This is a genomic window from Acinetobacter sp. 742879 (genome assembly GCF_000588535.1).
Lineage (GTDB): Bacteria > Pseudomonadota > Gammaproteobacteria > Pseudomonadales > Moraxellaceae > Acinetobacter > Acinetobacter pittii.
Map to the genome: position 1 here is coordinate 167,034 of NZ_JFYC01000004.1, position 22,882 is coordinate 189,915.

At 39.4% G+C, this 22,882-nt stretch carries 24 protein-coding genes; 18 read left to right on the forward strand and 6 right to left on the reverse strand.

Going from position 1 to position 22,882, the window contains the following annotated elements; translation table 11 throughout:
* The first annotated feature begins 25 nt into the window (after positions 1 to 25).
* The 4 genes from cysT to J690_RS11645 all read left to right on the forward strand — a co-directional run bounded on the left by cysT (position 26) and on the right by J690_RS11645 (position 3,808).
* On the forward strand, positions 26 to 859 hold the full coding sequence (gene cysT / locus J690_RS11630) for a sulfate ABC transporter permease subunit CysT (RefSeq protein WP_005073131.1): 834 nt from the start codon (positions 26 to 28) through the stop codon (positions 857 to 859).
* Entirely contained in the window at positions 856 to 1,740 is an 885-nt protein-coding gene (cysW, locus tag J690_RS11635) for a sulfate ABC transporter permease subunit CysW (protein ID WP_002118746.1), read from the forward strand. Before cysT ends, cysW begins: the two co-directional genes overlap by 4 nt.
* Before the next feature lie 11 nt (positions 1,741 to 1,751).
* A complete protein-coding gene (locus tag J690_RS11640) occupies positions 1,752 to 2,813 on the forward strand; it encodes a sulfate/molybdate ABC transporter ATP-binding protein (RefSeq protein WP_002118816.1) in 1,062 nt (353 codons plus the stop codon).
* Between the two features lie 71 nt (positions 2,814 to 2,884).
* Entirely contained in the window at positions 2,885 to 3,808 is a 924-nt protein-coding gene (locus tag J690_RS11645) for a CysB family HTH-type transcriptional regulator (protein ID WP_032035949.1), read from the forward strand.
* Between the two features lie 92 nt (positions 3,809 to 3,900).
* Here J690_RS11645 and carO read toward each other — a convergent pair whose 3' ends face one another.
* Positions 3,901 to 4,650: an ornithine uptake porin CarO type 1 gene (carO, locus tag J690_RS11650; RefSeq protein WP_032035952.1), complete on the reverse strand. Its 750-nt coding sequence runs from the start codon at positions 4,648 to 4,650 to the stop codon at positions 3,901 to 3,903.
* A gap of 295 nt (positions 4,651 to 4,945) precedes the next feature.
* Here carO and dapD point away from each other — a divergent pair, with 295 nt between their 5' ends.
* From dapD to J690_RS11690, 8 genes are all read left to right on the forward strand, one after another.
* The gene (gene dapD, locus J690_RS11655) at positions 4,946 to 5,767 is read left to right on the forward strand and encodes a 2,3,4,5-tetrahydropyridine-2,6-dicarboxylate N-succinyltransferase (protein ID WP_002118664.1); all 822 of its coding nucleotides are present in this window, start codon (positions 4,946 to 4,948) and stop codon (positions 5,765 to 5,767) included.
* Positions 5,768 to 5,865: 98 nt separating this feature from the next.
* Positions 5,866 to 6,576: a 7-carboxy-7-deazaguanine synthase QueE gene (queE, locus tag J690_RS11660; protein WP_032035954.1), complete on the forward strand. Its 711-nt coding sequence runs from the start codon at positions 5,866 to 5,868 to the stop codon at positions 6,574 to 6,576.
* A gap of 40 nt (positions 6,577 to 6,616) precedes the next feature.
* On the forward strand, positions 6,617 to 7,285 hold the full coding sequence (queC, locus tag J690_RS11665) for a 7-cyano-7-deazaguanine synthase QueC (protein ID WP_002118843.1): 669 nt from the start codon (positions 6,617 to 6,619) through the stop codon (positions 7,283 to 7,285).
* A gap of 16 nt (positions 7,286 to 7,301) precedes the next feature.
* Positions 7,302 to 7,718 (forward strand): hypothetical protein, encoded by a 417-nt coding sequence (locus tag J690_RS11670; protein ID WP_005073124.1) that lies wholly within the window; start codon positions 7,302 to 7,304, stop codon positions 7,716 to 7,718.
* A gap of 96 nt (positions 7,719 to 7,814) precedes the next feature.
* The gene (locus J690_RS11675; protein WP_032035956.1) at positions 7,815 to 8,501 is read left to right on the forward strand and encodes a Dph6-related ATP pyrophosphatase; all 687 of its coding nucleotides are present in this window, start codon (positions 7,815 to 7,817) and stop codon (positions 8,499 to 8,501) included.
* Positions 8,502 to 8,518: 17 nt separating this feature from the next.
* A complete protein-coding gene (locus tag J690_RS11680; RefSeq protein ID WP_032035958.1) occupies positions 8,519 to 8,980 on the forward strand; it encodes a peroxiredoxin in 462 nt (153 codons plus the stop codon).
* A 118-nt stretch (positions 8,981 to 9,098) separates the two neighbouring features.
* Positions 9,099 to 9,668 carry a CAP domain-containing protein gene (locus J690_RS11685; protein WP_032035961.1) on the forward strand — a complete coding sequence of 190 codons (570 nt, stop codon included), beginning with the start codon at positions 9,099 to 9,101 and terminating at the stop codon, positions 9,666 to 9,668.
* Positions 9,669 to 9,679: 11 nt separating this feature from the next.
* A complete protein-coding gene (locus tag J690_RS11690; protein ID WP_032035963.1) occupies positions 9,680 to 10,042 on the forward strand; it encodes a glyoxalase superfamily protein in 363 nt (120 codons plus the stop codon).
* A gap of 11 nt (positions 10,043 to 10,053) precedes the next feature.
* On the opposite strand, the gene J690_RS11695 is transcribed toward J690_RS11690, so the two are convergent.
* Positions 10,054 to 10,629 (reverse strand): nicotinate-nicotinamide nucleotide adenylyltransferase, encoded by a 576-nt coding sequence (locus J690_RS11695; RefSeq protein WP_002119001.1) that lies wholly within the window; start codon positions 10,627 to 10,629, stop codon positions 10,054 to 10,056.
* Between the two features lie 109 nt (positions 10,630 to 10,738).
* Between J690_RS11695 and J690_RS11700 the strand changes: the two genes are divergently transcribed.
* Positions 10,739 to 11,539, forward strand: coding sequence for an enoyl-CoA hydratase-related protein (locus J690_RS11700; RefSeq protein ID WP_032035965.1), 801 nt, complete (start codon positions 10,739 to 10,741; stop codon positions 11,537 to 11,539).
* Here J690_RS11700 and J690_RS11705 read toward each other — a convergent pair.
* The 4 genes from J690_RS11705 to purL all read right to left on the reverse strand — a co-directional run bounded on the left by J690_RS11705 (position 11,536) and on the right by purL (position 17,364).
* Entirely contained in the window at positions 11,536 to 11,853 is a 318-nt protein-coding gene (locus J690_RS11705; protein WP_002118807.1) for a YqfO family protein, read from the reverse strand. The genes J690_RS11700 and J690_RS11705 overlap by 4 nt on opposite strands.
* A 68-nt stretch (positions 11,854 to 11,921) precedes the next feature.
* On the reverse strand, positions 11,922 to 12,047 hold the full coding sequence (locus J690_RS24670; RefSeq protein ID WP_032035967.1) for a KGW motif small protein: 126 nt from the start codon (positions 12,045 to 12,047) through the stop codon (positions 11,922 to 11,924).
* Between the two features lie 200 nt (positions 12,048 to 12,247).
* Positions 12,248 to 13,453, reverse strand: coding sequence for a multidrug effflux MFS transporter (locus tag J690_RS11715; protein WP_032035969.1), 1,206 nt, complete (start codon positions 13,451 to 13,453; stop codon positions 12,248 to 12,250).
* A 77-nt stretch (positions 13,454 to 13,530) separates the two neighbouring features.
* A complete protein-coding gene (purL, locus tag J690_RS11720; protein WP_032035970.1) occupies positions 13,531 to 17,364 on the reverse strand; it encodes a phosphoribosylformylglycinamidine synthase in 3,834 nt (1,277 codons plus the stop codon).
* A gap of 309 nt (positions 17,365 to 17,673) precedes the next feature.
* Between purL and J690_RS11725 the strand changes: the two genes are divergently transcribed.
* From J690_RS11725 to ybgC, 5 genes are all read left to right on the forward strand, one after another.
* Entirely contained in the window at positions 17,674 to 19,014 is a 1,341-nt protein-coding gene (locus J690_RS11725) for a deoxyguanosinetriphosphate triphosphohydrolase (protein WP_032035971.1), read from the forward strand.
* A 93-nt stretch (positions 19,015 to 19,107) separates the two neighbouring features.
* Positions 19,108 to 19,707 carry a Holliday junction branch migration protein RuvA gene (gene ruvA, locus J690_RS11730; protein WP_002118762.1) on the forward strand — a complete coding sequence of 200 codons (600 nt, stop codon included), beginning with the start codon at positions 19,108 to 19,110 and terminating at the stop codon, positions 19,705 to 19,707.
* A 7-nt stretch (positions 19,708 to 19,714) separates the two neighbouring features.
* Positions 19,715 to 20,719, forward strand: a complete 1,005-nt coding sequence (gene ruvB, locus J690_RS11735) for a Holliday junction branch migration DNA helicase RuvB (protein WP_002052424.1) — start codon at positions 19,715 to 19,717, stop codon at positions 20,717 to 20,719.
* Between the two features lie 204 nt (positions 20,720 to 20,923).
* Positions 20,924 to 22,258 (forward strand): M20 family metallopeptidase, encoded by a 1,335-nt coding sequence (locus J690_RS11740; protein ID WP_032035973.1) that lies wholly within the window; start codon positions 20,924 to 20,926, stop codon positions 22,256 to 22,258.
* A gap of 213 nt (positions 22,259 to 22,471) precedes the next feature.
* Entirely contained in the window at positions 22,472 to 22,879 is a 408-nt protein-coding gene (ybgC, locus tag J690_RS11745) for a tol-pal system-associated acyl-CoA thioesterase (RefSeq protein ID WP_004699892.1), read from the forward strand.
* The last annotated feature ends 3 nt before the right edge of the window (positions 22,880 to 22,882 follow it).

The window sequence follows — 22,882 nt, forward strand, 5'->3', positions numbered from 1 at the left end:
AGGCTTTTCTCTTTGAGGAAATATCATGTCGCAGCGATCCCGAGTGCTGCCTGGGTTTGGTCTATCTTTGGGCTTCACCCTCGCCTACGTTTCTTTTATTGTGCTTATTCCATTAGCCGCAGTCTTTATCAAATCATTTGGAATCGGATGGGACGGATTATGGGAAATTTTAACGTCTGAGCGTATTTTGAAATCGCTTCAACTCAGCTTTAGTTCAGCTTTAATCGCAGCATTTATTAATGTTGTGTTTGGTCTGCTTTTGGCTTGGTGTCTTGTCCGCTATAACTTTCCCGGAAAACGTCTAGTTGATGCATTGGTCGATTTACCATTTGCTCTTCCGACCGCAGTTGCAGGTATTGCACTAACTTCACTCTATGCACCTACTGGTTGGTTAGGTCAATATCTGGAACCACTTGGTATACAGGTTGCCTATACACCTATCGGAATTACGCTGGCATTGGTATTTATTGGTATTCCTTTTATTGTTCGAACCGTTCAGCCGGTACTCAGCGATATTGAAACCGAACTTGAGGAAGCAGCTTCAGCACTTGGTGCAAATCGTTGGCAGACCATTACTAAAATTATTTTACCGATCTTACTACCTGCTCTATTTACAGGCTTTGCTTTAGCGTTTGCTCGCGGCGTGGGTGAGTATGGCTCTGTTATTTTTATTGCAGGTAACCAGCCGTTTAAAACAGAAATCGCACCGCTGATGATCATTTCTCGTCTTGAAGAATATGATTATGCAGGTGCAACGACCATTGCAGCGGTCATGTTAGTTCTCTCTTTTATCATTCTATTTGTCATTAACTTACTTCAAGCATGGGCAAACCGTCGTACAGGGAGAAACATCACATGAATTTACATACCGACAGCAACGCACTTGCTTTGAAGTTACAGTCTCGTGATGCGACACGTGAGCCAACTTGGGTACGTTATACCCTTATTACAATTGCACTGATTTTTTTCCTCAGTTGCCTCATGCTGCCACTCATTTTGGTTTTCGTGGAAGCATTTAAACAGGGACTAGAAGTCTATGTTCAGGCTTTGATTGATCCAGATACCTTATCAGCAGTGAAATTAACATTACTCACCGCAGCAATTGCAGTTCCAATTAATGTGATATTTGGTGTTGCTGCAGCTTGGGCTGTCTCTAAGTTCCAGTTTAAAGGCAAGGCAATTTTAACCACTATCATTGATATGCCTTTTTCGGTTTCACCTGTTATTGCAGGTTTAATGATTGTTCTTATTTTTGGTGCCCAAGGCTGGTTCGGCGGCTGGTTAATGGATCATGACATTAAGATTTTATATGCCGTACCTGGAATTGTTTTAGCAACTATTTTTATTACAGTTCCATTTGTAGCACGTGAGTTAATTCCACTCATGGAAGCTCAGGGAACAGAGGAAGAAGAAGCAGCAATTGTACTCGGTGCATCAGGTTGGCAAACCTTTTGGAAGGTCACACTCCCTAACATTAAATGGGGTCTGATTTACGGCGTGATTTTGTGTAATGCCCGTGCAATGGGTGAGTTTGGCGCAGTATCAGTGGTTTCTGGTCATATCCGTGGTGAAACCAATACTCTGCCACTGCATGTTGAAATTTTATATAACGAGTACACCTTTAGCGCAGCCTTTGCCGTGTCCTCACTGCTTGCCTTCTTAGCTCTTTTAACACTGATTTTAAAAACTTGGTTAGAGCTACATCAAGATAAACCAGAACCGCATTCAACTGATTCGTAAGGAATGAAATCATGAGTATTCAAGTTAAAAATATTGAAAAACACTTTGGTGCATTCCATGCGCTTAAAAATATTTCCCTAGACTTTCCAGAGGGTGAACTGGTTGCGCTACTTGGACCATCTGGTTGTGGTAAGACGACTCTGCTTCGTATCATTGCAGGTCTAGAATCAGCCGATGGCGGTCAGGTTTTACTTGAAGGTGAAGATGCGACTAATGTACATGTGCGTGAGCGTCAGGTCGGCTTTGTATTTCAGCACTATGCTTTATTCCGTCACATGACTGTATTTGACAATATTGCCTTTGGTTTACGCGTTCGCCCTCGTGCAACCCGTCCTTCGGAAGCTGAAATTAAAAAACGTGTCACTCGTTTACTTGATCTAGTTCAACTAGGCTTTTTAGCAGACCGCTACCCTGCTCAGCTTTCTGGCGGACAACGTCAGCGTATTGCTTTAGCCCGTGCTTTGGCAGTAGAACCTCGCGTGTTATTACTCGATGAACCATTTGGCGCTCTAGATGCCAAAGTACGCAAAGAATTACGTCGCTGGTTACGCAACTTACATGATGAATTGCATATCACTTCAATTTTCGTGACTCACGATCAAGAAGAAGCACTTGAGGTTGCAGACCAGATTATTGTCATGAATAAAGGTAATGTTGAGCAAATCGGTTCACCTCGTGAAGTTTATGAAAAACCTGCAACGCCATTTGTGTTTGATTTCTTGGGTCAGGCAAATCGATTTGAAGGTGAACATACGGAAGGTATTATCCGTATCGGTAATGACCGTATTCAATTACCAACAGCAGTTGAGGCACCTCAAGGAAAAGTGATTGCTTTTGCCCGTCCAGATGAGTTACATATTCACTCGCAACCGCAAGCGAATACCATTGAAGCGACTTTTGTACGTGAAATCTGGATTGCTGGAAAAGTAGTGGCCGAATTACAAGACCGTAATGGACGTTTAATTGAAATTGCTCTGAGCAGTGAAGCTGCAAAATTACATGCATTTAAACCTAATCAAACTGTTTGGGTGAGCGCATCTCAATTGCACTTATTTGCAGACCAAGTTGCTTAAGAAATATATTTGGTGAGGAAATATCTTGCGGATCTTTAGACGCTCCTCACCTCTTTTGAGGAAAAGTGTAAATGAACTTTCAACAATTAAGAATTATCCGAGAAACAGTACGCCAAAACTTTAACTTGACGGAAGCATCGGCTGCACTCTACACATCTCAATCGGGTGTAAGTAAACACATCAAAGATTTAGAAGATGAATTAGGTGTTCAACTTTTCGTTCGTAAAGGTAAACGCCTTTTAGGTTTAACTGAACCAGGCCAGTCACTTCTTAGCATTGTTGAACGCATGTTAGTGGATGCTGAAAATATTAAACGACTTGCTGAAGATTTTAATAAGGTTGACGAAGGAACATTAACAATCGCAACTACGCATACTCAAGCGCGTTATGTATTGCCTCCAATCGTTAATCAATTTAAGAAATTATTTCCAAAAGTTCATTTGATTTTACAACAAGCTAGCCCTGTTGAAATTTCAGAAATGCTTTTACAAGGCGAAGCGGATATTGGAATTGCAACCGAGTCTTTAACGACTGAAGAAAATCTGGCTAGCATTCCTTACTATCAATGGCAGCACAGTATTATTACCCCGCAAAATCATCCTCTGGTGCAGGCGGATAAGATCACTCTAGAACTTTTAGCAGAATATCCACTCATTACTTATCATGGTGGTTTTACAGGTCGATCTAAAATTGATAAAGCGTTTGAAGAGGCTCATCTAGAGGCAGATATCGTAATGTCAGCTCTTGATGCCGATGTTATCAAAACCTATGTGGAACTTGGCATGGGTGTGGGTATTGTCAATGACGTGGCTTATGATACAGAACGTGATTATCGTTTAAAGCAAACCAAAACTGATATTTTTGGTGTTAATACTACATGGATTGCGGTTCGCAAAGGCCACTTATTACGCGGTTATGGTTACGAATTTATTTCTTTATGCTCACCTGATGCGGATATTAAAGCGCTTAAGAAAATTGCTTACCCAGACGAATAAAAATTAAAAATAAATAAAAGAGCTTTTTAGCTCTTTTATTTATTTTATTAAGTACAAAAAAACGAGCCGTAGCTCGTTTTTTCTTTTTGATCTTACCAGTAGAAGTTCACACCAACTTTACCAACTGGCATCCATTGGTATTTATCGTCATTACGAATTTCATTTGCTTCTTTATCAACAGCATCTTGGGCAGATGTTGGGTTACCTGTTACAGGAGCAAGGTTATATTGAGTTAACTGAACTTGTGGGTTACCAGTATAGTAAGCACCTACCTCACCAAATACACCCCAGTTTTTATTGATTTTAGGTGCAAAACCAAAACCTAAGTATGGAGCGATATCATTCTTGTAAGACATTTTACCTCTTACACCGCCCTCTTGGCCTGCAACTGCTTGTTGATAGTTCTTACCATCAATTGATAAAGTTTCACCATTACCAATACGTTTAGCTAAGTCATAATCATTATCTAGATAAGCAGCACCCGCAGCTATATATAAGCCTTGAGCCCAACGGTTAGCACTTGCACCCCATGGACGAATCTCAGCATTTAAATAGATATTATTGTTATCCATATCTAGGTCATATTTAGTACCATTTACAGAAACATCATCTGTCCATGAAATGTCACCACCATTATAACCAAGAGCCAAACCTACATATGGGTTTGCTTGCCATAACAAAGCACCACCGTAACCAGTTGTACCTACCTCAGCACGTGCCCCCACAGGAATTAATTGGTTTTTGTCAAATGCGTAGCTGTCATGAACAACGGCTTCATCTGCCATAGCAGCGCCAGCAGCGAATAAAGCTGTTGTAGTGACTAATACACGTAATGCTTTCATAGTTTTCTCCTCAAAAAGGCTCTGTTTTTAATTTATTCATCTTGTGACTGAAATCATAATAATGACAGCTTAGATTCTTTTTTATACAAAAAATGCTAGATTTCTGTTATTTTTTGATACAAATTGAGTTAAATTTTTATTTTCAAATCATTTTTGTGTAAAAAACACTTGATTATCTAATAAGCTTATTTCGATTTACCTCATTTATATCATCAATTAAACGTAACACGTTTTTTGAAAGATTCTTGTCACAAATTAGTGTAAAATCTTTAAAATTTTTTATGGAAGGAAGATCATGTCTCAGCTTTCTACAATCATTGAGCAAGCATTTGAAGACCGCGCAAATTTTACTGCAGCAGATTGTTCAAGCGAAATTCGCCAAGCTGTTGAAGAAGCAATTGCTGGTTTAGATAACGGTACACTTCGAGTTGCTGAAAAAATCAATGGTGAATGGGTTGTTCATCAATGGTTAAAAAAAGCTGTTTTATTATCATTTAAACTGAATGACAATAAACCAATCGAGTCATGTGATCTTCGTTTCTATGACAAAGTTGAAACTAAATTCTCTGGTTGGACTGAAGAGCAATTTAAAGCTGCAGGTGTTCGTGTTGTTCCTCCTGCTGTAGCACGTCGTGGTAGCTTCCAAGCTAAAAACGTGGTGTTAATGCCATCTTATGTCAACATTGGCGCTTATGTAGATGAAGGCACAATGGTTGATACATGGGCAACTGTAGGTTCATGTGCTCAAATCGGTAAAAATGTTCACTTATCTGGTGGTGTAGGTATTGGTGGTGTTTTAGAACCATTACAAGCTAACCCAACTATTATTGAAGACAACTGCTTTATCGGTGCGCGTTCAGAAATCGTTGAAGGCGTTATCGTTGAAGAAGGCTCAGTCATTTCAATGGGCGTTTTCATCGGTCAATCAACTAAAATTTATGACCGTGAAACTGGCGAAATCCATTATGGTCGTGTACCAGCAGGTTCAGTTGTAGTTTCAGGCAGCTTGCCATCTAAATGTGGTACTTACAGCTTATATGCTGCAATTATCGTGAAAAAAGTTGATGCGCAAACACGTTCAAAAACAAGCTTGAACGATTTGTTACGCGCTGACTAATTTGTTATAACTCTGTTGCGGAGCTTTAATCGCTCCTCATCTCTACGATCAAACTGATCGTAGAGATTTTATTTTTTATATAGTGTGGTATTTCTAGAATGGCTTCCTTACGTTCCTCTGCAATTCCTGTCTCAGACCCTGCGTCCGGTTTACGCATTACCGAGATTTTTTACTCGTTGCAGGGTGAAGCAAATGCCTCTGGCCTACCGACTGTATTTATTCGTCTAACAGGCTGTCCATTACGTTGTAGCTATTGCGATACCACCTATTCCTTTGAAGGTGGCGAGCGTTTTTCACTTGAACATATCATTGAAACAGCTAAACAATTTCAAACACCTTATATTTGTGTGACAGGTGGTGAACCTCTTGCTCAGCCAAACTGTTTGATTTTATTACAACGTTTATGTGAAGCAGGTTTTGACGTCTCTTTAGAAACCAGTGGAGCCCTTGATGTATCAAGAGTGGATCCCCGTGTTTCAAAAGTCCTCGATTTAAAAACTCCAACTTCTGGTGAAGAACATCGCAATCTCATCAGTAATCTTGACCATTTAACACCACGTGACCAAATCAAATTTGTGATTTGTAATCGTGAAGACTATGAATGGTCAAAGCAACAAGTTGAAAAATATCAACTGCAAACCAAAGTCAGTACCGTTTGGTTCTCCCCTGCCTTTGCGGTTGAAAAAGGTGCTGTAGGCCTGCCACGTCTAGCACGTGATCTGGCACAGTGGATACTTGATGATAAATTACCTGTTCGTTTTCAACTTCAGTTACATAAACTGCTTTGGAATGATGAATCAGGTCGTTAATCACTCAATAAAATAAATCATTCCGAATATGGAGAAAAATATGCGCTCTCGTGCCATTGTTTTACTTTCAGGCGGCTTAGACTCAACCACTTGCCTAGCTTGGGCACAAGCGCGCTATGAATGTATTGCTATTAGTTTTATGTATGGTCAACGCTCAACCACTGAACTTGATGCTGCAAAAGCATTAGCTCAGCGTTCAGGTGTTGAACATCGTGTAATTAATATTGATCTAGCAAATTTAGGTGGATCAGCACTTACAGATCACAACATTGCAGTACCAGAACAGTTACAAGAAGGTATTCCTGTAACTTATGTACCAGCGCGTAACACTATTTTCCTCTCATATGCTCTAGCAGCAGCTGAAGTATTTAATGCTGAAGCTATTGTTATTGGTATCAATGCTGTTGATTATTCAGGATATCCTGATTGTCGCCCTGAATTTATTGATGCTTTTGCGAATATGGCCCGTTTAGCAACTAAAGCTGGCGTAGAAGGAAAACCACTTAAATTTGAAACACCCCTGTTACATTTATCCAAAGCGAATATCATACGTTTAGGGATTGAACATGGCGTAGACTATAGTCAAACGGTATCTTGCTACCAAGCAGATGCTCAAGGACGTGCGTGTGGTAAATGTGACAGTTGCCGTTTGCGTAAAGAAGGCTTTATCGATGCTGGTGTTACCGATCCAACACGCTATATACCGTAATAAGTAGGTAAAATTTATGAAGTTGTTAAAATCAAATCTTATTCTTTCATCTTTATTCTCAGCAGCTGCACTTATGGCTGGTTCAGCTCAAGCAGCTGAAAACCCAGTTCAAGCGGCATATAAAAGCACTAACGTTAAAGGTGCATTAGTTAACGTTTGTAAAGAACAAACTGCTAAAGGCGGCAAGTTAAGTTCATCTGAAGTTAGCAAATTCTGTAGCTGCCAAGTTGAAGCACAAGGTAAAGTGACTGAAGCACAAAAATGGGAAATCCAAAGCGCAATCAATGCGAAGAAAAGCCCAAGTTCTCTAGGATTTGTACAACAACAAAACCGTGATCTTAAAGCATGTTTTGGTCCTCAGTTAACAACTAAGCTTGAAAAGTTAACTGAAGATGCAATGAAGGCAGCTCAACAACAAGCTCCTAAAAAATAAGATTTTAATGTTCTAAATTAAGCCTGCATTTATGCAGGCTTTTTTATAGCTCTGTTAAAATAACAGCACTTTTGACCAATTCATTTGATGTAAGCCATGCAAGAACAATGGAAAACTAATGCTAACCATAAAAGGTCTATTGTCTCATTTAGTGGAGGCAAAGACAGCTCTCTAGCACTCTACCATGCAATGCAGACAGGCGAAGTGATTGGATTGATCGTAATGCTAGAAGAACAAGGCCAACGTTCTCGCTCACATGCCATGCCTCTTGATATTATTCAAGCACAAGCTAAAGCAATCGGCTTACCAGTATTTATGGCTTCATCAAGCTGGAATGACTATGAAGCTAAATTTATTGAATTACTCATTCAGGCAAAACAACAAGGTGCCGAGGTACTGGTTACAGGTGACCTTGATATGCCTGAACACGGCTGTTGGCATGATCGAGTAACGCAACAAGCAGGTCTTCGATTAGGAATGCCTCTTTGGCTACGTCCGCATCGTGAAGTTGTTGAAGAATTTATTCAACTTGGATTCCAGAGCATAGTGGTGACCGTAAACCTTACACTCGGAATGAAGGTAGAAGATTTAGGTAAAACCTTAACTTTAGAATACATCCAAGAGCTTGAGAACCGTGGCATTGATCCATGTGGTGAGGGCGGTGAATTTCATACGACCGTGATTGATGGGCCAATTTTTAACAAAGCAATCCCTGTAAGAAAACTCAATATTGTTTATCATGAGGAATACGCTTTTTTACCACTTGAATTAGATCAAATTTAACTTTTAAAGGATAAGAAATGTCTGAGAATATTCAACTGCCAAATCAGGTGTTCCCTACTACACACGGCGAAGTGAACTTGACCGAAGTCGAAAATGAATGGCTAATTATTTACTTCTATCCTAAAGATTCAACACCAGGGTGTACAACACAAGCAGTGGGTTTTTCTTGTTTGAAAGATCAGTTTGATGCTTTAGGTGCCCGTATTTTCGGTATTTCACGTGACTCGGTAAAAGCCCATCAAAATTTTACAGAGAAGCAAGCACTTACTATTGATCTGATCAGTGATAAAGAAGAAATTCTTTGTAATCACTTTGATGTGATTAAAGAAAAGAATATGTATGGTAAAAAAGTCATGGGTATTGAACGTTCTACTTTTATTTTCCATAACAAAACTTTAGTTAAAAGCTATCGCAAAGTTAAAGCAGCTGGGCATGCAGAGCAAGTTCTAGAAAACTTAAAAGCTCTACAAACAGCTTAATAAACTTAAGAAACAAAAAGCGGGCATGATGCTCGTTTTTTGTATATGAACAAATTACTTACTCCTTTACTTTGGCGTATGATAAAGACATTAGAATAATTCACGCTAAGGTATTTACATGAGTCTGCTCAAAGTTTGTAATTTACTGTCTAGTGGTCTTGTTATCTCTGCTTGCTCCGTTAGTTCATCCAGTATGCCGCCCTCAATTACACCATCTACCACACAAGTTGAAACTCCACCTATAAAAATAAGTTGCCAAGATTTACAAACCCCTGCCTATCAACAAACCGTACTTAAAATAATTAATCAGATTCGCCAGCAATCACGCCAATGTGGACAACAACATTTCGCTGCAACCAGACCATTAAGTTGGAGTAATAATTTATATAAAGGTGCACTTTCTCATAGTGAAGATATGGCAACACACAACTTTCTTGGACATGTTGGCTCCACGGGACTAGATTTAAAATCACGTTTGAAAATTTATAATACACTCGGTAAAGCCAATGGTGAAAATGTCGCGAGTGGACAGAAAACATTAGATGAAGTGATGTCTAGATGGCTGTCGAGTCCCCTACATTGTAGTAACCTAATGAACCCTAAATTTACAACCTATGCAATTGCTTGTGCTTCTGATCAATCTGTAAAACAAAAGAGCTATTGGACTCAACAATTTGGTACACGTTAAAAGGAAAAAAGATGCAATCAGGTTCGATCACCCCTATTTTAAGAATTTTTGATGTCGAGTTAGCTCAATCATTTTATTTTGAGTTCTTAGGTTTTCAGCTTGATTGGCAACACCAATTTGAAGACAACTTTCCGTTATATTTACAAATTTCTAAAGATGATTGCGTTATTCATTTATCCGAGCATTTTAGAGATGCAAGTCCACATAGTGCGATCCGTATCTATTGGGAACATATCTATGAGTTGCACAGTGAACTAAGCCAAAAAAATTATAAATTTTCTAAGCCTCAAGTTGAAAAAACAGATTGGGAGACACTTGAACTCAGTATCACCGATCCTTTTTCTAACCGAATTATCTTTTGGGCAGATGCTTAATCGATATACATTTACTCAAAATCATCGAGATTAGAACGGTCATCTTCTTCAAAACGTTGTTGCAGTTGTTGATAAGTACGTGTTTTTTTAAATTCATCTAAAAATTGAATAGTTCCTACAGGGAAAAATTCCGTTTGGATTTCACCACGATAATAAGCTTCACGCATTGGCGTTGCCGAAATTGAATCTTTTAAACTATCTAGTTCAACCATAATCCACTCAGGAAATAGTCGTAAATAATATGAAGATTCATCCTTAAAGTGTCCAATTAGACCAACTTTTGAGTTCGGTTCAATTACACCATTTACTAAAGATTTGACTTGTTTTACCCACTTTTCGTCATTATAAACATCTACCACATGTACAAAACGGATACGTTTTTGTTCTTCTAGAGAAAAATTTGACAAGATCATTTGCTCGCGCTCTACTGCTAAGAACGGATTTTTAATATTACGTTCCATTTGAGCAGAACCTAATGCCAAAACGACATAGTGGCTTTGTTGTAAGGCAATTTCAATTGTCTGCATATGAGCTAAATGAAATGGTTGAAAACGCCCTATAAAAACGAGATAGTCAAATTTATACATAATTAGATTTTCACTTTTTATGAACTCACCAGTTAACCGCATTACAAAAAATATGCGCCATAATGAGAACCTAAAAATTAACAACGTGGTTTAAAGCAAGGATAGTACGATGACACTTAGCTGTATTCAACAACCTCATCAACATTTACACGCAAATTTAGAAGGTGGCGTACTCACCTTAGCCATAAATCGCCCAGAAGCAAAAAATGCACTGTATGACGAGCTTTACTTATGGATTGCCAAAGCACTTGATGAAGCTGACCAAGACAAAGATGTACGAGTAATCGTTCTACGTGGTGTAGAGCAAGATTTTACCGCTGGTAATGACATGAAAGATTTTATGGGTTTTGTACAAAATCCTAATCTAGGCCCAGCAGGTCAAGTTCCTCCGTTTGTACTCCTTAAATCTGCTGCTAGATTATCGAAGCCACTTATTATTGCAGTAAAAGGTGTGGCTATTGGTATTGGTGTTACGATTTTATTACATGCAGATTTAGTTTTTGCTGACAATACCGCCCTTTTCCAAATTCCATTTGTAAGCCTTGGCCTTTCTCCAGAAGGCGGTGCAAGCCAACTATTGGTTAAACAAGCGGGTTATCACAAAGCAGCTGAACTTCTATTTACTGCGAAAAAATTTAATGCAGAAACCGCAGTACAAGCAAGCTTAGTGAATGAAGTTGTTGAAGATGCTTATGCATCTGCTCAGGCAACCGCTCAACATTTAGCAGCTTTACCACTTGCTTCATTAAAACAAACCAAAGCATTGATGAAACATGATTTAAATCAAATTATTGAATGTATTGACCATGAAGCTGAAATCTTTATGCAACGCGTTCAATCTCCAGAAATGCTAGAAGCTGTACAAGCATTTATGCAGAAACGTAAACCAGATTTCTCGCAGTTTAATTAAAAATCAATTTCTATGATTTGAATAAACTCAAAGGCGGGCTCTTCATAAGGATGGCTTGCCTTTAATGCTTTTGCTACAGCCTTTGCATTTGCTTCAATTACAATTGTTTCAACGCGCCACTCATCAACTTGTTCAAGTTCACCCAGCTCTCCGATATAAGGATCTGCACCTTTGACGGGTTTAAATTGCCCTATTCCTTTCACTTGCCATGCGCAGTGTTCGTAATTACCGATACCACCCGCACCAGCAGAAAAAATAGCTTGTTTAGTCGACTCAAGATGTGAATCTGGCACGTAATAAATCAGCTTTAACATAAGTAGAATGACTCAAAACTAGTGAACTTGCTTTAAATCATACCGTTAAAAAAGCTTCTAAATCAAAGTCAGCTCATCATTACCAAATAATTTACTCCAATAAAGAGGATTTGAATGGCAAGCGCCAAGCCAAACAAGCGCCAGCCCTTATCTTTGGTATACAGTGTTCTTATGTGATACTTATTTTTCATCATTTTGATCTCCGATTTTTATCGTTGTTACAGAGAAAGCAAAAATTGATCCAATTTTGAACAAACTATAAAGTGTTAAATAGCCGAATGTCTATGGGCTTATAATTTTTCTAAAATGCTTAAAAGAGCTACACTCATTTTTATGTAGCTCTTATTCTGAACAAAATTTTAAATTTCAGTGTGCTAGCTGCATCTTTATAATTTTAAGCATTCGATTTCTTTAGATATCTGTTCTCATATATTGTCATCATGAATGCTAAACCACATAAAATGACGAAGCCGCCAGTCATTGGTATTAATGTACCGTCATATAATTGCCCAATAATAGAGGCTAGAATAAGTGACAAAACGGAGGATGCTGCACCAATAATGGCCGATGCCATACCAGCAACATGTCCCATCGGTTCCATTGCAATTGCGTTTAAATTTCCAAATAAAGTTCCAAATAATAAAAATAAAATGCAGGCATAAAGCATAAACATCCAAAATGAAACAGCCACACCTAAAAGTTGAATTCCTAAGAAAACTAAAGAAATTAAGCACAAACCTAGAAAGCCATAAATACAGATTGGACGCATACCAAACTTCATAACAATTTTAGAGTTTGTAAATGAAGCGACTCCCATTACACCTGCAAGCACAGCAAAATAAGCACTAAACTCTTGCCCTGTTTTCCCAAACTGCTGCATAAAAATTTGCTGAGAAGTACCTAAGTAACCAATGAATCCACCAAAGCAAAAACCTGCACATAGCAAATAGCTCATGGTGGTTTTATTACTCACTACTTCTTTAAAACCTTCCTGAAATGCTTGTAGGCGCATAGGTAAACGATTTTCGGGAAGCAACGTCTCTTCCAAACGTAAAGCAACCCATGCCCCCACAACAGTGGCATAGACCATATATAAAACAAAGATCTCACGCCAACCAAAGAAATGAATAATAAGCTGTCCCAAACTTGGTGCAATTGCTGGGGCAACCATAAACACCATCATAATTAAAGACATGATGCGGGCCATTTGAGCCCCACTGTATTTATCTCTAACAATTGAAATAGAAGCCACGTAAGGACCTGATACGCCAATCCCTTGAATGAAACGTCCAACTAAAAACCATTCAAAACTTTGTGTGGTAAAGCACAATAAACTTCCCAGAAAGTAAATAACAATTCCTGTGAATAAAATGCGTTTACGACCAATCGCATCGGATAGAGGGCCAGCAATCAATTGCCCAATCGTCATACCAGAAAAAATACCAATAATGACCCACTGTGTCTGATTATTATTTTTTAAGTCAAAAACTCGTCCGATTTCGCCCAAAGCAGGTAGGACTGCATCTATTGAAAAAGAAACAATAGACATGAGCAATGCCATTAGTAATGCAAATTCATGGAAATGGATTTTTGATTTCATTTTTCTTCTCTGCTATTTATTAATATCGTACTACATACAAATAAGCCACCTTACGGTGGCTTATTTCAACTTTTATATTAACCAATAAACTTACGTGCGTTACGGAACATACGTAACCATGCACCGTCTTCAGTCCACTCTTCTGGACTCCAAGAGTGTTGAATTGCACGGAATGTACGCTCTGGGTGCGGCATCATGATCGTTGCACGACCATCTTTAGATGTTACACCAGTAATCGCTTCCGGCGAACCATTCGGGTTCAATGGATAATGTTGAGTCGGGTTACCATGGCTGTCAACATAACGCAAAGCAACTTGGTTAGCTGCATTCAAGCCTGCAATATCAGCTTCACTCGCAACTGCACGACCTTCACCGTGTGCTACAGCAATCGGTAAAATCGAACCTTCCATTCCATTAAGCAATACAGAAACAGATTTTTCAACACGAACGTTTACACTACGAGCTTCAAAAACTTCTGACATATTGCGGTGGAAACGTGGCCAGTGTTCAGCACCTGGAATAAGTGGCGATAATTGTGACAACATTTGGCAGCCATTACAGATACCTAAGCTAAACGTGTCTTCACGATGGAAGAACTGTTCAAATTGGTCACGTAATTTCGCATTGAACAATACAGATTTTGCCCAGCCTCCGCCAGCACCCATTACGTCACCGTAAGAGAAACCGCCACAAGTCACTAAACCTTCAAAATCACTTAGGCTAACGCGACCAGCAAGTAAATCACTCATGTGCACGTCAACGGTATTGAAACCAACCTTATCAAAGGCTGCTGCCATCTCAATATGACCGTTTACACCTTGCTCACGCAAGATCGCCATATTAGGACGACGTGTGTTAATGAACGGTGCTTCAATAGGTTCATTCAAGTCAAATGTTGGTTTAGCAATTAAACCTTGATGTGATTTATCTGCAATTAAAGCAAATTCTTGGTCAGCAGTTTCTACGTTATCACGTAAACGTTGGATCTGATGAGATACCTCAGACCAAGCTTGTTGCAATTCTGCACGCTCTAGAGTCAAACCGTTTACAGATAATTGATCTGTGTTGTTTATACGACCAACTACAGCAATTGCATCTTTCAAGCTAGATGCAGCAACTTCTGCTTGTAAAGCGTCCCAATCAGTTGCCTTAATTTGAAGAACTGCACCAATTTCTTCAGCAAATAAACTTGCTGGAGTTTGGTCTTCTAATGCAACACCTAAACGTGCAGCGAACATCATTTCAGCAACAGTTGCGAGTAAACCACCATCACCGATGTCATGGTAAGCTTGAATCAAGCCACGGTTGTTCCAATCTTGAATTAAAGCAAAGAACGCTTTGAAATCATCAAAACTATCAACGTCTGGAGTGATTGAACCGATTGCTTTATATACTTGCGCAAGAATCGAACCACCTAAACGGAACTGACCTTTAGATAAATCAATACGTACAAGTACTGAATCTTCTAAATTCTTAAGTTCAGGTGTTAAAGTTTTACGAACATCAGTTACTGGAGCAAATGCAGTAATTACACCAGTCATTGGAGATGTTACAGCTTTGTCTTCGCCGTTTTCGTTCCAAGTAGTACGCATTGAAAGTGAGTCTTTACCTACAGGAATCGCAATTCCTAAAGCAGGACACATTTCCATACCAATCGCTTTCACGCCTTCAAACAATGCTTGGTCTTCACCTTTTTGACCAGCAGCAGCCATCCAGTTTGCAGAAAGTTTGATATCGCTAATTTGTTCAATGTTTGCACATGCAATATTAGTAATTGCTTCAGCAACTGCCAAACGAGCAGACGCTGCTGGATTTAACAATGCAACTGGTGGACGTTCACCCATCGCCATTGCTTCACCAGTGAAGCCTTGTAAACTTGTCGTCGTTACTGCTGCATCCGCAACAGGAATCTGCCAACGACCAACCATTTGGTCACGCGCAACCATACCTGTAATTGAGCGGTCACCAATGGTGATCAAGAATGATTTAGAAGCAACTGTAGGATTTTTCAATACACGGAAAATCGCATCTTTCAAATCAACTTTTGAAGCATCAAACTCGTTACCTTTACGCTCAATTGTTTCATATGAACGTTGCATACGCGGTGTACCACCAAGCATTACTTGCATTGGGATATCAACTGCATTGTTCTGGAACAATGGATCTTCAACAGTTAAATGACGAGCTTCAGTTGCTTCACCTAACACGGCAAATGGACAACGTTCACGAGCACAGATTGATTCGAACTGTTCTAAAGACTCTGGACGAATTGCAAGAACATAACGCTCTTGTGCTTCGTTTGACCAGATTTCCATTGGGCTCATGCCCGGTTCTAATGAAGGAATCTTACGAAGGTTAAGAACTGCACCTAACTCATGGTCATTCACAAGTTCAGGCATAGCATTTGATAGACCACCCGCACCAACGTCGTGTACAGAAACGATTGGGTTGAAGTCTTCTAAGCGCCAGCATGTATCGATCACTTCTTGACAACGGCGTTCCATTTCTGGGTTTTCACGTTGTACAGAAGCGAAATCAAGGCTTTCACCCATTGTACCGCTGTCTACAGAAGATGCTGCACCGCCGCCAAGACCGATTAACATTGCAGGGCCACCCAATACAATGAGCAAGTCACCTGGTTGAATCGCATCTTTTTCTACATGGTCAGGACGAATGTTACCGTAACCACCAGCGATCATGATTGGCTTATGGAAGCCCTTCACTTCACCATTTACATTTTGTTCGAAAGTACGGAAATAACCATTTAATGCAGGACGACCGAATTCGTTGTTAAATGCCGCGCCACCTAATGGACCTTCAATCATGATTTGTAATGGCGATGCCATACGTGAAGGTTTACCGTAGTTTTCTTCCCACGGTTGTTCAAAACTAGGAATATTTAAGTTAGAAACTGTAAAGCCCGTTAAACCAGCTTTTGGTTTACCACCACGACCAGTTGCACCTTCATCACGGATTTCACCGCCTGAACCAGTTGCAGCACCAGCAAATGGAGAAATTGCTGTTGGGTGGTTATGAGTTTCAACCTTCATTAAAATATGAGCTGCTTGGCTCTTATATTTATAAACAAAGTGACCATTTTCATCCGCTTTTGGATAAAAACGCATCGTGTCATAACCCACAATTACAGAAGCATTATCTTTGTATGCAGATAAAACGTCAGTTGGTGATTCTTTGTAAGTGTTTTTAATCATCTGGAACAATGATAATGGTTGTTTTTCACCATCAATTGTCCATTCAGAACCGAAGATTTTATGACGACAGTGTTCAGAGTTCGCCTGTGCAAACATCATCAATTCGATATCATTTGGATTACGACCAAGCTTACCGAATGCTTCTGTTAAATAATCAATTTCTTGTTCAGAAAGCGCAAAACCGAATTCATTGTTCGCTTTAACCAAAGCTTCTTTGCCTTGGCCCAAGATATCAATTGAATTTAATGGTTTTGGAGCTGTTTCTGAAAATAATGCTTTTGCATCTTCAATTTGAGCAAAAACTGTTTCTGTCATACGGTCGTGAAGTACTTGTTTAACTTCATTCGTAATTTCAGTAACGCCTTTTAACGTGAATAAAAGACCACGTTCTAAACGGTGTACTGGCGTATTACAGTTTTTGAAAATATCAGTTGCTTTAGAAGACCAAGGTGAAATAGTACCCACACGTGGTGTAACTAAAATCTGAATCTCATCACTTGCAGATTGACGAAGTTCAAAAGACTCACCGTCATTCAATAATTGCAAAGCAGATTGATGTTGCTGCTCGTTGAGCGCTTGATCAAACAAATAGACCCATTGGCTGTCAAAAGATTGAACAGAACTAATTGACGATAAACGTGTTAATAGTTGAGCTTTCTTAAAAGAAGAATGTGCTGCTGCACCGGCCACGATAAACATGTTGATTTTGGCTCCACGGGCAGGTCTTGTGAACCTTACCGCAATGTGACTTTAGAGAGAGCGCATATTCTACTGCTTCTTGCTAAAATCAGCTAGATGTAGAATCAGTATTCTGTAACCTAATTCTGCAAGAAGTGATTTGTTTTTTGTTCAAAATCATTTTTTTAGTCATTCTTGCTAAAAATAAATTGTTGCATGTTTATTCAATAACATAATAAAACCCGAACTAAGACAAACTATGTCGCACCAAGCTAGTGCTTTTAAGTTTTTTTTGGCATGATCAGGTTTTATAGTTTTGAATAATGATAAATGGAACAAATGCGTTGGTTGGAGCTGCTGTCTGCAGTTCGTTTAGGTAGCAAAAAAAGTAGTACAGAACTGGCTCGTAGCCCATTCCATAAAGATTATGACCGCATTATATTTTCTCAAAGTTTTCGTCAGTTAAACCGTAAGACTCAAGTTCATCCTCTAGCACAGCATGATGGCATTCATACCCGCTTAACACACTCCCTTGAAGTTTCCTGCATTGGTCGATCAATGGGTATGCTTGCCGCAGAAAAAATAAAAGACGAATTACCCGTCTGGATTTCACCTGCCGATGTCGGAGCAATTATCCAAGCAGCATGTCTGGCCCACGATATTGGTAATCCCCCTTTCGGGCATGCGGGTGAATATGCAATTCGCGAATGGTTCGATGATGCCTCGCATGATGATTTTTTGAAAAAACTAAGCCCCGAAGAAGAAGCTGATGTTCGTCAGTTTGAAGGTAATGCTCAAGGATTACGTCTATTAAGTCGCATTGACTATCATCCAAATGATGGCGGTATGCGCTTAACTTATGCAACTTTAGGTGCTTATCTAAAATATCCATGGCTTTCAAAAACAATTGCTTCTCAGGGTGACCGCCCTTCCCATCAAAGAGCAAAGTTTGGTTGTTATCAGTCTGAAAAAGAAATTTTAAAACAGATTGCGGAACAGCTCGGGCTGATTCAACTCGGGGAATATCATTATTGCCGTCATCCACTCACCTACCTGTTAGAAGCTGCTGATGACATTTGCTATGCCCTCATTGATTTAGAAGATGGCATTGTCTTAAATATGCTGAGTTACCAAGAAGTTGAACCGATATTCTTAAATCTTATTGCCGACTATGGTCAACCTGAAGAGTTGTCTCATCCAAACAGTACGTGGCAACAAAAGATCTCAGCATTACGTGGTCGAGTGATGAAACGTCTTGTTGATGAAGTCACTACGGCTTTTGCCAAGAATCATTATGAAATCATTACAGGTCAGCTTAAAGGCAACCTTTTGCAATATTGTTCACCCGATATTGCAAAAGGTATCGAAACTGCCAAGAATCTGGCACGTGACAAAATTTTTGAGCACCCACAAAAATCTGGTTTAGAAATTATTGCACATCAAAGCTTACAAACGATTCTGAATGCATTTGTACCACTCACAACACCACATAAGTCTTTAAGCTTTAAAGAACAACGTTTAATGTCTATCCTTAATCTATATGGTGCTAGCTTTAGCAATAATCACTACAGCAATATCATGCAAGTCCTCGATATTATCAGTAAGTTCTCAGATCATCAGGCTTATAGCTTGGCGCAAGAGTTGCAAGGTAATAAAATTGGCTTGTTTTAAGCTGGCTTGATATAGAAAGAAATAAAACCAGTGTCGTTTTCAATTCATTTTAGAACGACCAGATTTACAGTTATGAATAAGTGAAATTACGCTATGATCGGATGTTTAATTGGCGAAGTGTTTGCCTTAGAAGCCCCTACTGTCTTACTGAATGTAAATGGTGTGGGCTATGAAATTGATACGCCACTTTCAACATTTTGCCAATTACAAAAGGGCCAGAAAGTTACGTTATGGACGCATTTAGTTGTTCGTGAAGATGCTCAACAACTCTACGGTTTTAGCGATGCTCAAGAAAAAACAATTTTCCGTACCTTATTAAAAGTAAACGGTGTTGGTCCGAAAATGGCATTGGGTATTTTATCGACACTAAGCGTTGAATTATTGGTTCACACCATTGAACATGATGATATAAATACGCTGGTCAAAGTTCCAGGGGTTGGCAAAAAAACAGCTGAACGTTTAATGATTGAACTCCGTGACCGTTTCAAGACATTGGCTCAAGGCACTTCAACTGTGGCGACCATGCCTCAAATTCAATTTGCTGCAAACTCTCCTGTTGCAGAGGCAGAAGCTGCTTTGCAATCTTTAGGTTATAAACCACTTGAAGCACAAAAAGCTGTTGCTGCGGTTAAAGCCGATTACACAGAATCAGCCGATATTATTCGTGCTGCTCTTAAATCCATGATGAAGTAAAACACTTATGCAAGACCGTCTAATCAGTGGAACAGAAAAACCAGAAGATCATTTTGACCGGGCTATTCGACCAACTTCTCTTGCCGACTATATTGGGCAACCAGTCGTACGCGAGCAAATGGAAATTTTCATTGGTGCTGCTCGTGGCCGTGGTGAAGCACTCGACCATACGCTGATTTTTGGTCCGCCGGGTTTAGGTAAAACCACACTTGCTAATATTATTGCCCGAGAAATGGGGGGTAACCTCAAATCTACTTCAGGACCGGTATTAGAGCGTGCAGGTGATTTAGCAGCAATGCTGACTAACCTTGAAGAAGGCGATGTTTTATTTATTGATGAGATTCATCGTCTTTCACCAGTGATTGAAGAAATTCTGTATCCAGCGATGGAAGATTACCAACTCGATATCATGATTGGTGAAGGCCCTGCTGCTCGTTCAATTAAACTCGATTTACCGCCTTTTACACTTGTCGCTGCCACTACACGTGCGGGCTTACTGACCTCACCACTACGTGATCGCTTCGGTATTGTACAACGTCTTGAGTTTTACTCTGTAGAAGACTTGACTCACATTGTGTCACGCTCTGCAAACTTAATGGATGTACCCATTACAGTTGAAGGCGCAGAAGAAGTAGCACGCCGATCACGAGGAACACCTCGTATCGCTAACCGTTTATTACGACGTGTTCGTGACTATGCTCAAGTGAAAGGCACAGGTGAAGTGACCCATGAAATGGCGCAGCGCGCACTAGATATGCTCAATGTTGATAAAGCTGGCCTAGATACCCTCGACAGACGTTATTTGAGCATGCTACTCGAGCGTTTTGATGGCGGTCCTGCTGGAGTTGAAGCGCTTGCAGCAGCGATGGCTGAAGACAGCGGTACGCTTGAAGATGTGATTGAACCTTATTTAATTCAACAAGGTTATGTCATGCGTACTGCACGAGGTCGGATTGCAACCAACCAATCTTATTTACAGTTTGGAATGACACCACCTGAGCCTAAAAACTAATCAAAGGAAGAGAATTTTCTCTTCCTTTTTTAATTTAATCTCTTTATTCAATTAAAATAATAATTGTCTTATCAATAAATTAGCCACTCTATACCTTTTAAGTCTTTTTTTATACCTTATTGATTTTTTAATATTTCTAAAAACTAAATTATAAGAAATGTAGATATCAAATCTTATGAACAATAATATTTTTAGGATAAGGACATGTACAAAAAAGCCGCTTTGATTTTTCCACTCGCTCTAATGAGCCAGCTGAGCCTAGCAGATTGGGTAAAAGATGCTGCACAACAAAATGAAAATCAGGTGATTCAATTAAGACAACATATTCATGAACACCCTGAACTAGGCAATATGGAATTTAAAACATCTGCACTAGTTCAAAAAGAATTAAAGTCCTATGGCATTCAAGTCAAAACAGGTTATGCGAAAACAGGTGTTATTGGTATTTTAAAAGGGAATAAACCCGGCCCTATTATTGCACTTAGAGCCGATATGGATGCACTACCTATGGAAGAAAAAAGTGGTGTTCCCTTTGCGAGTAAACAAAAAGCAATCTATCAAGGTAAGGAAACTTATGTGATGCATGCATGTGGACATGATGCACACACTGCAATGTTATTAGGCGCAGCAAAAATTTTAGCTGGGAATAAAGATAAAATATCAGGCACAGTTATTTTTGTTTTCCAACCTGCTGAAGAAGGTGGTGCAGATATAGATAACTTCACGCAGGGTGATCAAATAGGTTCAAGAAAAATGATCGCAGACGGCGCATTTAGAGATTATAAACCCGAGGCTATTTTTGGAATGCATGTCATATCTGGTATGCAAAGTGGACACCTTTATTATAAAGATGGTGCCATTTTAAATAGTGCAGACCATTTACGTATTCAGGTCAACGGCAAGCAGGTTCACGGCTCAACCCCTTGGTTAGGTAGAGATCCGATTTATGCATCGGCACAAATGATTAATAATTTACAGAGTCTTATTAGCCGAAGAACTGATCTCACTCAAGGCATGGGCGTCGTCAGTATCGGTAACATTCAAGGTGGTACAGCAGGAAATGTGATTCCAGAACAAGTCAATATGATTGGGACTATTCGCTCTAACAACGAACAGATACGGGCAAATATCTTAAAAAGTTTACCTGCCATGATAGAGCATAACGCTCAAGCCAATGACGTCACCGCCAAAGTTGAAATTGCTCCTTACGCTCCAGTGACCATGAATGATAAAGCGCTCACTCAGTTTATTCAGCCAACCCTAGCCAAAGTTGTTGGAGATTCAAAACTCCATGTTTTAGATCATAATGCAAGCGCAAGTGAAGATTTTGCCTATTATGGCAAGTTAATGCCGTCATTCTTTGTTTTCTTGGGTGCAACACCAGAAAATCAAGACTTAACTCAGGCGGCACCAAATCATAGCCCTTATTTTATTGTAGATAACAAGGCTTTAAAAACTGGGACCGAGCTACATGTAAGATTCGTATTAGATTATCCGAATATATCAAAACAAGTTCAAACTTCATGGAAGCCCTCTTAACTTAAAAAGCTTGCTAGCCATAAGATGTAGCGTTTTTAGATTAGAAATACAGCAACCGCAATTGAAAGGTTGTGCCATAGGACTTAGTATGCAATCTGCTAAACTGCCCCGTATTTAAAAGCAGATGTATGGCTGTTGAATAGAGCTGATGTTTTATTCAAATCCATATTTTAAATATAAAGCTCTATAGTGAACTAAAAACGGAATACTCTCATGGCGAATCATTTTGAATTCAACATTCGTGTTTATATTGAAGATACGGACGCAGGTGGTATTGTTTACCATGCCAACCATATTCGCTATATGGAACGTACCCGTACTGAATGGCTCCGTGCTTCTGGTGTTGATCATTACTGGCATCAAAAAGACTACAACTTTGTCGTACACAAAATTGACGTAAAATACATGCGTCCTATTTTAATGGATGATTTAATTACTGTTACAGCACGTGTAGTTTCATGTAAAGCTGCGTCATTTGTGTTGCAACAAAATATTTATCGTGGTGAAATCTTGCTTGCTTCTGGCGAGGTTGAGTTGGCATGTTTAAGTAAAGAACTTGTAGCTCGTCGTCTTCCAGAAGAAATACGTGATCTTATTCGTAAAGAATTGGAACAAGACTAAAAA